A 13,447-nucleotide genomic window follows, 5' to 3' on the forward strand; every position below is an offset into this window, starting at 1 on the left:
CGGCGCCTGCGCTCGTACGTACGACTCGACTCGGCTTGAGTCCGGCTTGAGTCCGGCTTGAGTCGACTCGGCTCTACTCGACTACACGCTCCGCAGCGCCCCTTCGAGGATCGAAGCCCCCTCCTCCGCCTCCGCCACCGTCAGCGAAAGCGGCGGCGCGATCCGCAGCACGCTCGTGTCGTGGCCGCCGCCCTTGCCGATGAGGAGGCCCCTTTCCCGTGCCGCCTCCAGGACAGCCCCGGCCGCCCGCGGGTCCGCCTCGCCCGTCTCGGGGTTGATGAGCTCGATGCCCAGCATCAGGCCACGGCCCCGCACCTCCCGTACGACGGGAAGCTGAGCGCAGATCGCCCGCAGACGCTCGATCAGCAGGCCGCCGACCCGCCGGGCATTGCCCTGGAGGTCGTGCTCCAAGAGATACGTGAGATTCGCCAGGCCCGCGGCCATCGTCACCGGCGAACCGCCGAACGTCGAGATCGAGTTGGAGTCGAGCGAGTTCATGACCTCCGCTCGCGCCACCACACCTCCGATCGACATCCCATTTCCGATGCCCTTGGCGAAGGTCAGGATGTCGGGCGGGCCGCTCGCTCCGTGAGCCTGCCAGCCCCAGAAGTTGTCGCCGGTGCGGCCCCAGCCCGTCTGGACCTCGTCCGAGATCCACAAGATGCCGTGTTCGTCGAGGACTTCGCGGAACGCGGCGTACAGGCCGTCCGGTGGGGACGTGAATCCGCCTACGCCCTGGATGGGTTCGGCGATCAGCGCCGCCACTCCGCCGCGCGCCTGGCCGAGCATGTCCCGCAGGTCCGCGACGCACGCCGAGATGAACTCGCCGTCGCCCAGGCCCGCGTACGGGCCGCGGCCGCGCACACCCCCGTGCACGTAAAGGGTTTGGAGCCCCGTCAGGCTTGTCGGGGACCATGACTGGTTGCCCGTGATGCCGACCGCCGTGAACGAGCGGCCGTGGTAGCTGTTGCGCATCGCCAGGATCTGGTTGGAGCGGCGGTGTGCGGTCGCGAGGAGCAGGGCCGTGTCGTTGGCCTCGGTGCCCGAGGTCGTGAAGAAGACGCGGGCGTCGGGGATGCCCGACAACTGGGCTACTCGCTCCGCCAGTTCGATCATCGGGCGGTTCAGGTAGAGCGTCGAGGAGTGGATGATGCGGCCTGCCTGCTCGCTCACCGCCTTGGTCACTTCGGGCAGCGCGTGGGCCGTCATCGTCGTCAGGATGCCGCCGAAGAAGTCGAGGTAGCGGTTCCCGTCGGCGTCCCAGACGTGGCGGCCCTCGCCGTGGGTGAGTTCGAGGGGGCGGTCGTAGTAGAGCGCGAGCCAGTCGGGGAGCACCGTCTTGTGGCGGCCCAGCAAGTCCTTGCCAGCGGCTGTGTTCACGGCTGCACCAGTCCTTCGTACGCGTCTGGGCGGCGGTCGCGGTAGAACGCCCACTGTTGGCGTACTTCCTCGATCAGGCCCAAGTCGAGGTCCCTGACGAGGAGTTCCTCCGACTTGTCGTCGGCCACCTCACCGACGAACTGGCCGCGCGGGTCCACGAAGTACGACGTGCCGTAGAAGTCGTTGTCGCCGTACTCCTCGACGCCGACGCGGTTGATCGCGGCCACGAAGTACTCGTTCGCCACGGCCGCTGCCGGCTGCTCCAGCTGCCAGAGGTACGCGGACAGGCCGCGGGAGGTCGCGGAGGGGTTGTAAACGATCTGCGCGCCGTTCAGGCCCAACTGCCGCCAGCCCTCCGGGAAGTGGCGGTCGTAGCAGATGTAGACGCCGACCTTGCCGACCGCCGTGTCGAAGACCGGCCAGCCCGCGTTGCCCGGCTTGAAGTAGTACTTCTCCCAGAAGCCCTTGACCTGCGGGATGTGGTGCTTGCGGTACTTGCCGAGGTAGCTGCCGTCGGCGTCGATCACGGCCGCGGTGTTGTAGTAGAAGCCGGACTGTTCGACCTCGAAGACGGGGACGACAATCACCATGCCGGTCTCGCGCGCGAGTTCGCGCATACGGGTCACCGTCGGGCCGTCCGGCACGGGCTCGGCCCAGCGGTAGTGCTCGGGCTCCTGCACCTGGCAGAAGTACGGGGCGTTGAAGACCTCTTGGAAACCGATGATCTTCGCGCCCTGCCGGGCCGCCTCGCGGGCGTGTTCCTCATGTTTGGCGATCATGGATTCGGTGTCGCCGGTCCAGGTCGCCTGGACCAGTGCGGCGCGTACGACGTTGGCCATGAGCTCCGCTCCTATATCTGCCCTTGAGGGGACGTCAGAGAGCCTCTACGCCCGTAGACTTGGTGCGTAGACAGATGAACGTATGCCTCAGCGAGGGCCTTGCCAAGACCATCGCCGTGAACCAGCCGAGTCGATCATGTTTCGCACTCGGGCGGGTCAGAAGAGGACGTTCTCGATCAGGCGGGCGTGGCATGTGGATCACGCGGTTGGTGCTGTCGCGCGGCGCGCAGCCTGGCACACGTCAGGTGTTGAAACCCGCCACGCGCAGCGCGTGCACCAGGTCCCAGTGGTGCTCGTCCGACACCCCTTGCGCGGTCTCGAGAAGGACCGGAATCAGACGGTACGGATCGGTGTGCGCACACGCCGCCACCTCCTCCGGCGCCCGCACGCGCACATACGCGTCCAGCAGCGCCCGCGCCTCCCTCCCGCGCCCCGCGTCGTCGAGCGCGAGCACGGCCTCGGCGATGTCCGAGGCGGGCCGGGCAACGCCCTGCCGCAGCAGCTTCCGGCAGTCCTCGGCCCGCCCCGACCCGGCGAGCGCGTCGGCCACGGCCACGAGCCGGTCGGGCGGCAGCGAGGCGGCCTCCCAGAGCAGGGTCGCCCAGTCGGCGCCGAGGCCCGCGCGGTGCAGCTCGACCGCGAACAGGGGCAGCCGGGCGGCGGGCCAGGCCGCCGCCTCGACGAGCACGCCGTGCGCCTCGCCGCTGCGGCCCTCGCCGCGGAGGCGGATGAGTGCGGCGACGGCTTCGGCTACGGCGTCGGGGGATGTGAGGTGCTGGGCCGCCGCGTCGGGACCCTGCGGGTCCACGGGTACGGGGTGCTCACCGGGGCCGGTGCCGGGACCTGGACCGATGCCGGATCCGGGAAAACCTCCGCCCGCTCCCCTGCCCCCGTCGTCGTCGCTGTGTGCGAACCGGGCACCGCGCGGTGAGCGCGCCCCTGCGGGCTGCGGGGCACTCTCCGACGGTACGGAGACGGGGTCGGGGCCAGTGTCCTGGCCGCCGCCGAACCCGCCCAGGCCGGCGAACCGGGCACCGCCGCGACCCCGCTTGCGCGGGCGGGCTTCAGGCACGGGTTCCGGGCCAGGACCTGGTCCTGGTCCTGGCCCAGGGCCAGGGCCAGGGCCAGAGGCCGGGTGATCATCCGCGGGCTCGCGGGGCTCGGGGACGCGCTCGCGTACCGATGAGCCAGTGTCGGTCTCCGGAGGGTCCTGTCCTCCCTCAACGCCGTGCTCCACATCCACATGCACGGCGAAGGTCGGATGCCCGCCCCACTCCCCTCCCCGCCCCCCGTCCCGCTCCCGCTCCCGCTCCTCCAGCCTCTCGATCCGCTCCCGCAGCTCATCGCAGCGCGCGCTGGCCCGCTCGTGGTCGTCCCGCACCCAGGCCAGGTCGAGGTTGAGCCGGTCGGTCTCGTCGGCGGTGGCGGCGGACGCGAGGGAACTGGTCAGTTCCTGCTGGCGTTCGACGGCGTACCGCTGCTCCTGGAGCATCAAATCGAGCCGCTCGCCGAGGAGTTGGCGGGCTCCGGGCCGGGAGTCGTAGGCCGTGAGCGAGGCGCGGTGCAGCTCGCGCGCGAGGCCGGTCTCGCGTTCGGCCTCGGGTATGCCGCGGTCGGCGGCTAGGTCATGGAGGAGCGCCTGCACGACGTCCCAAGGAGGCACCTCCGCCCCCTCCAGGCAGGCCCGCATCCCGTCAGGGTCGCGCTGCCAGAACACGCCGCACCAGCCGGCGCCTTGGTCGAGTCGCGCCAGCAGATCCCGTAGATAACGTGCGAACTCCCCTACGTGATCCGGGAGTTGTCCCACTGCCATGTTGAGCCGCCCACCCCGTGCGGAGACTGGAGTCTTCCGGTCCGGAAGATAACACCAGTCGTGTTACGGGACGACTACACGCAGTTTTCCGGTGCCGGCAGGAGCAGGCTACGCGCCCCCACCCTCACACCGGTACCAGTGCGCACCGACTCATTACTTCATCGAGGGAGAGGCCGAGGGCGCCGGCGATCGCCGCGACGGTGAAGAAGGCGGGCGTCGGGGCCCGCCCGGTCTCGATCTTCCGCAGCGTCTCGGCGGAGAGCCCGGCGGTGGCGGCGATCTCCACCATGCTGCGCTCACCGCGGGCCGCGCGCAGCAGCTGCCCGAGCCGCTCGCCGCGTTCGCGCTCTTCGGGGGTCAGGGGGGTCCGCACCATGCACCCATTCTAATACCGGTCCCCGCACTGCCCCTAGAGATCCGCCTCCACCCTCCAAGGCGCACCCCCAGCGGCCGCACCCCATTCAAATACCGGTATAGTTATTGGCATGGTGGAACTCAAGACAGACACATCGATCGAGGCGATGCGCGCGGCGGGCCGCGTCGTGGCCCAGGCGCTCACGGCGGTACGGGAGGCGGCGGGCGTCGGCGTCTCCCTCCTCGACCTGGACGAGGTCGCTCACGCGGTCCTGCGCGAGGCGGGCGCCACATCCCCCTTCCTCGGCTACCGCCCCTCCTTCGCCCCCACGGCTTTCCCCGCAGTCCTCTGCGCGTCCGTGAACGACGCGATCGTGCACGGCATCCCGACCGACTACAGGCTCCGCGACGGCGACCTCCTCTCCGCCGACTTCGGCGCCCTCCTCAACGGCTGGGCGGGCGACTCGGCGATCAGCTTCACGGTCGGCACGCCGCGCCCGGAGGACGTCCACCTCATCGAGACCTCGGAGCGAGCCCTCGCCGCCGGGATCGAGGCGGCGGTCGTCGGCAACCGCATCGGCGACATCGCCCACGCCATCGGCACGGTCTGCCGCGACGCCGGATACGGCATTCCGCAGGACTTCGGCGGCCACGGCATCGGCCGCCACATGCACGAGGACCCGGGCGTCCCGAACGAGGGCCGCCCCGGCCGCGGCATGCCCCTGCGTCACGGGATGGTCATCGCCATCGAGCCGATGCTCATCTCCGGCGGCATCGACGACTACCACGCGGCCCCTGACGGCTGGACCCTCCGCACGAACGACGGCAGCCGGGCGGCGCACTCGGAGCACACGGTGGCGATCACGGAGGAGGGGCCGCGGATTCTGACGGCGCTGTGAAGGCTTGCCGTCTGAACGGGAGGGCGCGGAGTATCAGCTCATGCTCATGCGGCGAGGTGCCCTGGACGACGTCCCATGGTTTGAGCTCTTTCCTCACCTCTCGGGCGCTGAGGCCGGGTCTCTGCAGCAAGCAGCCCGCGTCGTCGATACGGCTCGTCCCGACGACAGGACGGAGTGGGGAGGCGAATGGGAATGGGAGTGGGCACCGGATCACGTGCCCTTCCCAGGACCCCAGCCATGGGTGCACGTAATCCTCGGACTGGATGTCATCGCGCATGCAGACAAGGGCGACCAGCTGGAGTTCCTGCTCCAGGTGGTGTGGACGGTCTCGGGGCAACTGGCGGTTGAGGCAGCGGTGAACGTGGCCTGCTGGTGCGACACCGATCACGCGACGCACGACGTCGACTCCGTCCGCCTGCTTGTGGGTGCGGGCACTTCACTCCCGCAGGCGTTCCAAGCAGGCGCGGAGCGGTTCACCGCATGGCTGGCCGATCCTCGCGACGCAGACCACTGGCGCGACCGAGCGGCGCTGCCCGCCCGCACGGGACTCACCTCTTCTCCCACACGGGAACCGAAGGCAGGCCGAGCCGTGCGCGGGCGCGATCGGTGAGTTCCTGCACCAGTGCCGTCTTGGCCCGGGCGTACTCACCCGCTCCGATCCCCACTCCCGCCCCCGCACCCTTACCCGCGCCGACGATGGCCCGCTTGAGCTGCGCGTACCGCAGCGCCTCCTCGGGGTGGGCGCGCAGGTAGTCGCGGAGGATTCGCTGGTTCCGGGTGGGCCAGCTCTCCAGGGTCACCACGTGCAGGATGTGGCTGCGGACGCCGTTGTCCGCGCGGACGAACAGCAGCCGATCCGTCATCCCGTTCTCGTGCGGATGAAAGCCGAGAGCGGCGAGCGCCGCCTGGTGGCGTGGCACGAGCGCGAGGTCGACGACGGCGGCCATCAGGTCGATGACGGGCTTGGCCGCCAGTCCCGGGACGGCGGTCGAGCCGATGTGCTCGATCTCCGCGAACAGCTCAGGTGCCGCGGCGCCGAGGGCATCGATCGCTGCAGCGGCCTGCCGGGGCCAGTCGGGGTCGTAATCGGCAATGCGGATGCCGCGGGACGGGGACGCTGACACACCATCAAGCTGACCACACTGTGACACTCCCGGGACACCACCGGCTTCGCGCATTCGTACGATGCCGGGGTGACACACGAGATCATCGACTACGGACAGTTCGCGGACCGGCTGAGGCGTCAGGAGGGGCGCCCGCGCTGGGAGTTGCTGGCGGAGGTCCAGCGCGAGTGGGGCTTCGAGGATCCGGGCGGCGAGCCCGGGCACTCGCGCTGGGGCGGGGAGAACCAGAAGCACGGCATCGACTGGGAGTTGCCGATACCCGTCGCGCTCAACGAGTGGTGGGACTCGCCGCTCAACTCCTTCGCCTTCAACCCCCGTCTGTACTGGGTCCACACGCAGTGGCCGCCGAAGATCTCCGACCTCGAGGTCGACCCCGACGGCGCCGTCGCCGTCTCCGACGTCGCCGCGGGCAACGCCCTCATCGGCCCCGACGACGACACCCGCGTCTGTGTCTTCATGTCCGAGTACCACTACGCCCACGAGTGGGGCTACTTGGCCGCCGAGGCCGAGCACCCCGACCCGAAGGTGCTCGTCAGCCTCAACGGCGAGTGGGTGGTCCAGAGCCGTTCGCTCTCCGAGTTCCTGATGCAGCTCGCCTTCGAGCGGATGCCCGCGTACTACGGCTACTCGCTGCGCGTCGGCCGCGACACCGTCGAGGCCGACCCGGAGATCGTGCGGCGCCTTGAGTCCTCGTACACGGATCTCGGTCTCCTCCCCTGGCAGGAGATGCACACGGACGCCCTGTCGTACGGCGCTCCGGACGCCGTCATACGTCACGGGCGCGGCCGGGGCGCCGACCGCCCCATCGTCATCAACGCCCGCACCCGCGAGGCCCTCACCGACGTCGCCCGGACCCTGGGCCTGGAGTGGAACGACAAGGACGTCAAGGGCCCGTCCGAGGTCCCGCGTCCGTTGGAGAACCTCAACCCGGCCGCGCTCCCGGAAGGCGAGCGGGACCCGCGCGGCCGCTGGGCGGTCGTCGCTCGCAGCTACCCCCAGCCGACCGCCGTCCCCGGCGCCGCGGCCGCGCTCGTCGAACCCCCGGCAACCGTAAGGTCGGTGGCCGCCGACGAGGGAGCCCTCACCCTCGCCGCCGGTGACACGGAGGGCGTCGTCCACGTCCGCGAGACCGACGACGAAGACCCCGAGACCATCAGCCTCACCCTCCACCGCGCGCCAGTAACGGCCGTCACCTGCGTGCGACTTGAAAGCGGCAAGCGGTGGGTGTTCAGTGGCGACGCGAACGGCGTGATCCGCTTCTGGCCCACGCGCCGCAAGCCGCTGCGCGCACCCCTGGACCGCAGGAGTACGCCGTTGACGGCGCTCGCCTCGGCGGTGCTCCCGACGGGCCCCGCCCTGGCCGCCCTGTGGCAGGACGGGCTTCTCCGCATCCGGGACATGGCGACCGACGACGTCGCCAACCTCCGCCTCGGCACGGGCATCAGGTTCCTCGGTCTCGACCCGGACGGCACACTCCACACCACCGACGCCGAGGGCACCTCCTCGCTCCGGCTCGACCTGGAGAAGCTGTGGCCGGCGCGGGGCATGCGGCTGCGCATGGACGACATCGACTGGGGCTCGCTGTGGACGGCGCGCGGCCCCGGCCACCAAGTCCCGGACCTGATCGTGAAGGTGGGCTCGGACGACAAGAAGACGGCGATGGACGCGGTGCACGACCTGTACCGCCTCCTCGTCTCCAAGGAGGCGTCCTCGACCGCGGCGGTACCCGCGATCCCGTTCCTCGCCGAGCTGATGACCGACCCGGACAACCAGGCCCGCTCCACTCTTCTCCTGCTCATCGCGGACCTTGCCGATGTGCGTGAGGCGCGCGGCGGGCGTGGTGACGCTCAACTCGCAGCGGTTCGGGCGACGTTGCCGATGCTGCGGTATCTCCATGACGATCCGGCGGGGCCGATTCGGTGGGCGGCCAACGAGCTGGAGCAGAACTGTGCGCGGGGGCCTGAGTCCTGAGGTGAGCCCGATGGCACGCGACTCTGCGGGTCCTTCGGCGGCCGCTACGTGGCCGCCGAAGGACCGGTCTGCGGCTTGGCATTCAGACAAGAAGGACTACTGACGCCCCCCGGCCATTCCGGACGACGTGGAAGACGTGGAAGACGTGGAGGACGTGGAGGACATGGAGAGCAAGCACCTCGGGCTTGCCGGTGCGAGTGCAGGGGTTGGTGTGGCCGTCTTCCTGCGCACCGTCGAAGCGCCGGTCTGGTCCTTCGCCCTGGCCGGGGTGGTGATCATCGCCTGCGTATACGGAGGGTCCCGGCTCGACAGCAAGGCAGTCGGCAGGAGACGGCCTCGGGCGTGATCGCCAACCCACCCGAGGTTCACTCTTCAACTCCAGGGCTCACGAATCGGTTTGCGCCTCCACCACTCTCCGAGACCGGCCTCCGGCCGCTCGTCCGTCGGACGCACCCAAGGGCGCAGCGAGCCTTCCGGATCCGGCACGCTCTGCGCCCGAAACCGCGCGTCCAGCTGGGCAAGGAGCTTCCCCAGCTCCCCTTCCCGCGCTTCCGCAGGCAGAGAACGCATGGTCTCGGCCAGGGAGTCCCGGGAGTCCAAGTCGTTGCTGTAGGCGCTGATCGGGTAGAACTTCTCGCTCGACCAGCCCGGTTCCATCCGGCGCACGACACGCTCCCAGGACGCGAAGCGGTGCGCCACCGAGTACACGGGCTCCACGATGGACGCCCGTAGGTGTGGCGCGACGCGTGACCGTTCCACCGCCAGCTGCTCGGCGTCACATCGCACGATCGCCTCCCGTACGAGTGAGGGCAGCCCTTCCCACACGGCCTGGCTATCTGGCGCCGACCAGAACGCGTCAGCCACCCTTCTCAACCCACCTTCGATCACCGCAAGAGGTCACTCCCAGTCCTGGTGGCTCATGAACCGGTGGGTGTCGAAATGCCGGGCGATCGTGAACGGGTGATACGGGTCGATGAGGATACGGCAGACGAACTCCGCGACCTGGCAATCAAAGACGACATCTTCGCCATCGAAGGACCGGACAACGACCGGCCAACCATCAGGATCGTCGCCGTCGACCCTCCAGCAGTACAGGTCCTCGTGCTCAGTGCTCGCCCAGATGAGCAGCCCGTCCTCCCGGAGGCCCGCCCACGGCTCCTGGTTCAGGTCCAGATAGCCGTCGAAGGCTCCCTCGCCGAACGTCTCGACCATGCCCTTGTAGTCACTCGGCAGCGCCGTGCCCAGGCGCGACTCCACCTCGGCCCAGGACACGACCAAGCGCCGGGCGGGCTGCGTCCAGCCGGTGATCCGTCCGAGCCGCTCCACCCAGTCGACGTCCTCGCCCGGGGCAACCGCCAGTGGTTCTGGCACCTCCCTGCGGGCGGCTGCCAACACCGGCCGCACGGTCCCTTCAACGTCCCGCGCCGTACCCATCCCGACCCACTGCGCCCCGTACACCCAGGCCCGTATCGTCACGGCCCGGTTCTCGAAAGGGGCAAGGAGAGCCGCGCCTCCGGCCTCGTCAATTGTTGGGTCGGTGAAGCCGTCGAGGACGAGGGTGCGCGCCGGGCCGCACCTGCTGTCGAGCAGGTCGGACAGGCTCTGCGGGTCCAGGTCGCCGGGCAGGTACATGTGGCCGCCCCGCGGGCCGAGTTGGACCAGCAGATCGTTGACGGTCGCTTGCGTGGGCTCCATGGATGCCAGTGAAGCGCACGGCACTGACAAGGAGTGCGCTCGCGCGTGAGGCGCGATGTCGAACGCTCTGGCACACGGGCTCAGGTCGTATTCAGGACGGTGGCGAGGCCGTCGTCGACGGTGATTTCCATGCCTTTGCGGAAGGCCGCCTCGTACGACGTTTCACCGATGGCCTGTTGTGCGCCGCGCTCGCATGCCTGGCGGATGGCGACGAGTCCCGGCGAGTCCATCTGAGCGCTGCCGATGATCTGCCAGACGTGCCCGCCGAGGCCGAGCAGCCAGGCCGCCCGCTCCGCGTCGCCGCCGGCCAGGACCGCCGAGGCCAACGTGTCCAGGACCACCGCGATTCCCGTCGTGTTGTGGAGCGCGTGGTGTCCCGCCAGCGCCGCCCCGGCGTGCCTCGTCGCCGAGTCCGCGTCGCCCTGGCCGAGATCCACCATCGCCCGCAGGTAGTCGGCGTAGGAACACACCCAGCGCTCGCCGTACCGTCGGCAGTCCGCACGGAGGGCGTCGGCCACCACGCGGGCACGGGTGAACTCCCTCAGGTGAAGGTGGGTGTACAGGCGGGACAGACGGATTTGAAGCGGGGCGATCTCGTAGCGGGCTTCGCGGACACGCTGGTACGGGGCGCCGTCGAGGACCTCCGCCGCACGGGCCAGCTCACCCCGCATCGCCAGACTCATTCCCAGGACCGCGGCAGCGGCCGCAGCAGCACCGCTGCCCTCCTGCCCCGGCTCCGACGCCGCTTCCGTACAGGACTCTCCCCAGCGGACGGCGGCCTCCAGGTCTCCCCGCGCGAACGCGATGGAGCTGCGGGCGAACAGCGCCCAGGTACGTGCGGGGCCCGGCTCGGGATCCAGGTCGAGGACGACGTCCAGATACCGCTCCCCGTCCCGGCTGAACCCGCAGTGCCGCCAGAGGAACCCCAGGCACCCCGCCATCTCCAGGGCCGTGCCGTCCCTCTCCGCAGTGAGGGAGAAGTCCATCGCGGCGCGCATGTTGGCGCGCTCGGCGTGGGCGCGCTCGCACCACAGGACCTGGTCCGGCCCGGCCCACTCGTCGCAGCCTCGCCGGGCCAGACGCAGGTAGTGGTCCTGGTGCCGCCGACGCGTGCACGGCTCCTCGCCGAGCTCGTGCAGCCACTGCTCTCCGTACTCCCGGAGGGTGTCGAGCATCGCGTACCGGGGACCGCACGGGGTGTCCGTACGCTGCACGATGGACTTGTCCACCAGCGCGGACAGCAGCCCCGGCACCTGCGCATCGCCGATCGGCCCACCGGCGCAGACCCGTACGGCCGCCTCCTCCTCGAAGCCGCCGGCGAACACCGCGAGCCGGGCCCAGGCCAGCCGCTCCAGCGGAGCGCACAGCTCATGACTCCAGCCGACGGTCGTACGCAGCGTTTGGTGCCGCCGCTCGCAGTCACGGGACCGCTCGTCCGTGGAGGTGAGCGTCTCGAACCGGTTCCGCAGATGTCGGCGAAGAGCAACCAAGCCCATCTGCGACAGCCTTGCGGCGGCCAGTTCGATGGCCAGGGGAATGCCCTCCAGGCGGGCGCAGATGTCGGCCACCGCCGCGCCGTCGTCCTCGGCGCTGAGCGCTCCGGGTGCGCATTCCGCGGCGCGCTCCATGAACAGCACGGCCGCGTCGGCCGGTGCCACCCCGTGGGACTGTTCCGTCACGGTGATCGGCAGCGGGGGCACGGCCACCACACGCTCACCCGGGTGTTCCAGGCGACAGCGACTGGTGGCCAGGACACGCACTCCCGGCGCTGCGGACAGCAGCACCTCCACGGCCTCGGCACAGTCGGCGGCCAGGTGTTCGCAGCAGTCGAGGACGAGCAACAGCCGCTTGTCGGCGAGCCAGTCCGCCACCACATCGATCGCGGGCCCCGCGGTCTGATCGGTCAGCCGGAAGACCTCGTACACGGCGAGCGCGATCGAGGCGGCCCCTCGCACCGCGGAGAGCTCGACGAACCACACCCCGTCGGGAAACACGGCGCGCAGATCGGCTCCGGCGCGACGCGCCAGACGGGTCTTGCCCGCCCCGCCCACCCCGGTGAGCGTCACCAGCCGCGCCTCGGTCAACTCATCTGCGATGGCGGCCAGTTCGACCCTTCGCCCGACGAAGCTCGTCACCTCGGGCGTCAGATTTCCGACCGTCCACCCCGGTCGGGCGTCTTCCACGGTGATTGCCTCCCGCGCCCCGGACACGATCCGTTGGCCACGATCCGCCCGTTGGCCACGATCCTCTGCCAGCGGCGATTTTGGTCCCTGATCGCTGTCCCGGGGCACGGATGCCATGCGTTGCCCGATTCTTCAGAGGGACCGCTCACTTCACCACAGAACCGTGGCTCACTCGGCCATCTCTTGTGCGTCTCTGATCGGTGAGCGGCTCACACCGTTGCCAGACGACGCAGACAGCGAGACAGGAAGGCAGGTAGACAGGCAGGCAGTCCAACTCGCCCATAAACTCGCTCAGTTGTCCTGCAGAAACTTCTTCGCCAACGAATCCCCCAGACTCACCGCCGCACTGTGGCTCTCGATCGGCGACACCTTCGAGTTCTTGAACAGGATGTACGTGACGCCGGAGTCAGTGCCGCCCGTCTCGGGGTCGGGATCGATGCCGAGTGCGTTCGCCGTGGCGTAGGACGCCTCGCCGATGATCTTCGTGGGGCCGGTGTCGCCGACGACCGCGTACTCGACCTTGTTGTTGTAGATGACGGCCACGACACCGCCGCCCTTGATGCCGGAGTTCGCGTAGTTCCAGATGGAGCTGGAGCTGGGCACGACGACGTACGGGAGCTTCTCGGCGTTCAGGGGCTTGTCGTTGGACTGGTGGAACGCGGTGTCGTCCTGGAACCAGGGGTCGGTGTCCGCGTTGCACTTCGAGGTCACCTGGCCGTCGCAGTCGACGTCCATGTCTGCCTTCCAGAACACGGCGCCGTTCTTCCCGCACACGGGGATGTTCGCCGACGTCTCCTCGTCGGACCTGTACTTGCCGTTCGATAACTGCGAGCAGGACGTGACCTTGGCGAGCAGTTCGGCCGCGCTGACCGAGCCTTCGCGTGGGGTGTCGGGGGACGCGGCAGCGGATCCGGGCAGCGTCGCCGCGGCGAGCAGGGCGGCTCCGGCGGAGGCGGCGAGGGCGAGCGTTCGAGTACGCACGTGGGGGCCCTTCTCTTAGGTCTCTCAGGTCTATTAGGAAAGTTTCCTTACCTGTGGCGCTCACGGTCCCGCTCCTCTCATGTACTCGTCAACTCATGAAACGGCCATCGTCACCACCACGGGCACCTCAAGCCCCACCTCGACGAATCGCTCCCCAAGACGGGTGAATTGGCGGAAACCGGGGCAACCGAAGGAGCGGCGGACGTGT

General features: G+C 69.7%; 12 protein-coding genes. 3 read left to right on the forward strand and 9 right to left on the reverse strand.

The annotated features are described in order from the left end of the window. Positions 1-81: 81 nt before the first annotated feature. The 4 genes from ACQB60_RS10635 to ACQB60_RS10650 form a co-directional block, all read right to left on the reverse strand. On the reverse strand, positions 82-1,380 hold the full coding sequence (locus ACQB60_RS10635) for an aspartate aminotransferase family protein (RefSeq protein WP_496925603.1): 1,299 nt from the start codon (positions 1,378-1,380) through the stop codon (positions 82-84). Then, a complete protein-coding gene (locus ACQB60_RS10640; RefSeq protein ID WP_496925604.1) occupies positions 1,377-2,219 on the reverse strand; it encodes a nitrilase-related carbon-nitrogen hydrolase in 843 nt (280 codons plus the stop codon). Before ACQB60_RS10640 ends, ACQB60_RS10635 begins: the two co-directional genes overlap by 4 nt. A 241-nt stretch (positions 2,220-2,460) precedes the next feature. After that, positions 2,461-4,032, reverse strand: a complete 1,572-nt coding sequence (locus tag ACQB60_RS10645; RefSeq protein WP_496925605.1) for a hypothetical protein — start codon at positions 4,030-4,032, stop codon at positions 2,461-2,463. 124 nt (positions 4,033-4,156) lie between these two features. Beyond that, entirely contained in the window at positions 4,157-4,408 is a 252-nt protein-coding gene (locus tag ACQB60_RS10650) for a helix-turn-helix domain-containing protein (protein ID WP_384828570.1), read from the reverse strand. Between the two features lie 109 nt (positions 4,409-4,517). On the opposite strand from ACQB60_RS10650, the gene map reads away from it, so the two are divergent. Beyond that, complete coding sequence (gene map / locus ACQB60_RS10655; RefSeq protein WP_496925606.1) at positions 4,518-5,285, forward strand: type I methionyl aminopeptidase; 768 nt, start codon at positions 4,518-4,520, stop codon at positions 5,283-5,285. A gap of 548 nt (positions 5,286-5,833) precedes the next feature. Here map and ACQB60_RS10660 read toward each other — a convergent pair. Next, on the reverse strand, positions 5,834-6,409 hold the full coding sequence (locus ACQB60_RS10660) for a GrpB family protein (RefSeq protein WP_496925607.1): 576 nt from the start codon (positions 6,407-6,409) through the stop codon (positions 5,834-5,836). Positions 6,410-6,478: 69 nt separating this feature from the next. Between ACQB60_RS10660 and ACQB60_RS10665 the strand changes: the two genes are divergently transcribed. Both ACQB60_RS10665 and ACQB60_RS10670 read left to right on the forward strand, forming a co-directional pair. After that, entirely contained in the window at positions 6,479-8,380 is a 1,902-nt protein-coding gene (locus ACQB60_RS10665) for a WD40 repeat domain-containing protein (protein ID WP_496925608.1), read from the forward strand. A 127-nt stretch (positions 8,381-8,507) separates the two neighbouring features. After that, complete coding sequence (locus tag ACQB60_RS10670) at positions 8,508-8,726, forward strand: hypothetical protein (RefSeq protein ID WP_496925609.1); 219 nt, start codon at positions 8,508-8,510, stop codon at positions 8,724-8,726. A gap of 26 nt (positions 8,727-8,752) precedes the next feature. Here ACQB60_RS10670 and ACQB60_RS10675 read toward each other — a convergent pair whose 3' ends face one another. From ACQB60_RS10675 to ACQB60_RS10690, 4 genes are all read right to left on the reverse strand, one after another. Then, the gene (locus ACQB60_RS10675) at positions 8,753-9,244 is read right to left on the reverse strand and encodes a hypothetical protein (RefSeq protein WP_496925610.1); all 492 of its coding nucleotides are present in this window, start codon (positions 9,242-9,244) and stop codon (positions 8,753-8,755) included. 33 nt (positions 9,245-9,277) lie between these two features. After that, complete coding sequence (locus ACQB60_RS10680; RefSeq protein ID WP_496925611.1) at positions 9,278-10,075, reverse strand: SMI1/KNR4 family protein; 798 nt, start codon at positions 10,073-10,075, stop codon at positions 9,278-9,280. An 80-nt stretch (positions 10,076-10,155) separates the two neighbouring features. Next, positions 10,156-12,258 (reverse strand): ATP-binding protein, encoded by a 2,103-nt coding sequence (locus ACQB60_RS10685; protein WP_496925612.1) that lies wholly within the window; start codon positions 12,256-12,258, stop codon positions 10,156-10,158. Positions 12,259-12,549: 291 nt separating this feature from the next. Further along, on the reverse strand, positions 12,550-13,239 hold the full coding sequence (locus ACQB60_RS10690) for a glycoside hydrolase family 75 protein (RefSeq protein ID WP_496925613.1): 690 nt from the start codon (positions 13,237-13,239) through the stop codon (positions 12,550-12,552). Positions 13,240-13,447 lie beyond the last annotated feature (208 nt).

This window comes from Streptomyces odontotermitis, assembly GCF_050510915.1.
Classification (GTDB): Bacteria; Actinomycetota; Actinomycetes; order Streptomycetales; family Streptomycetaceae; genus Streptomyces.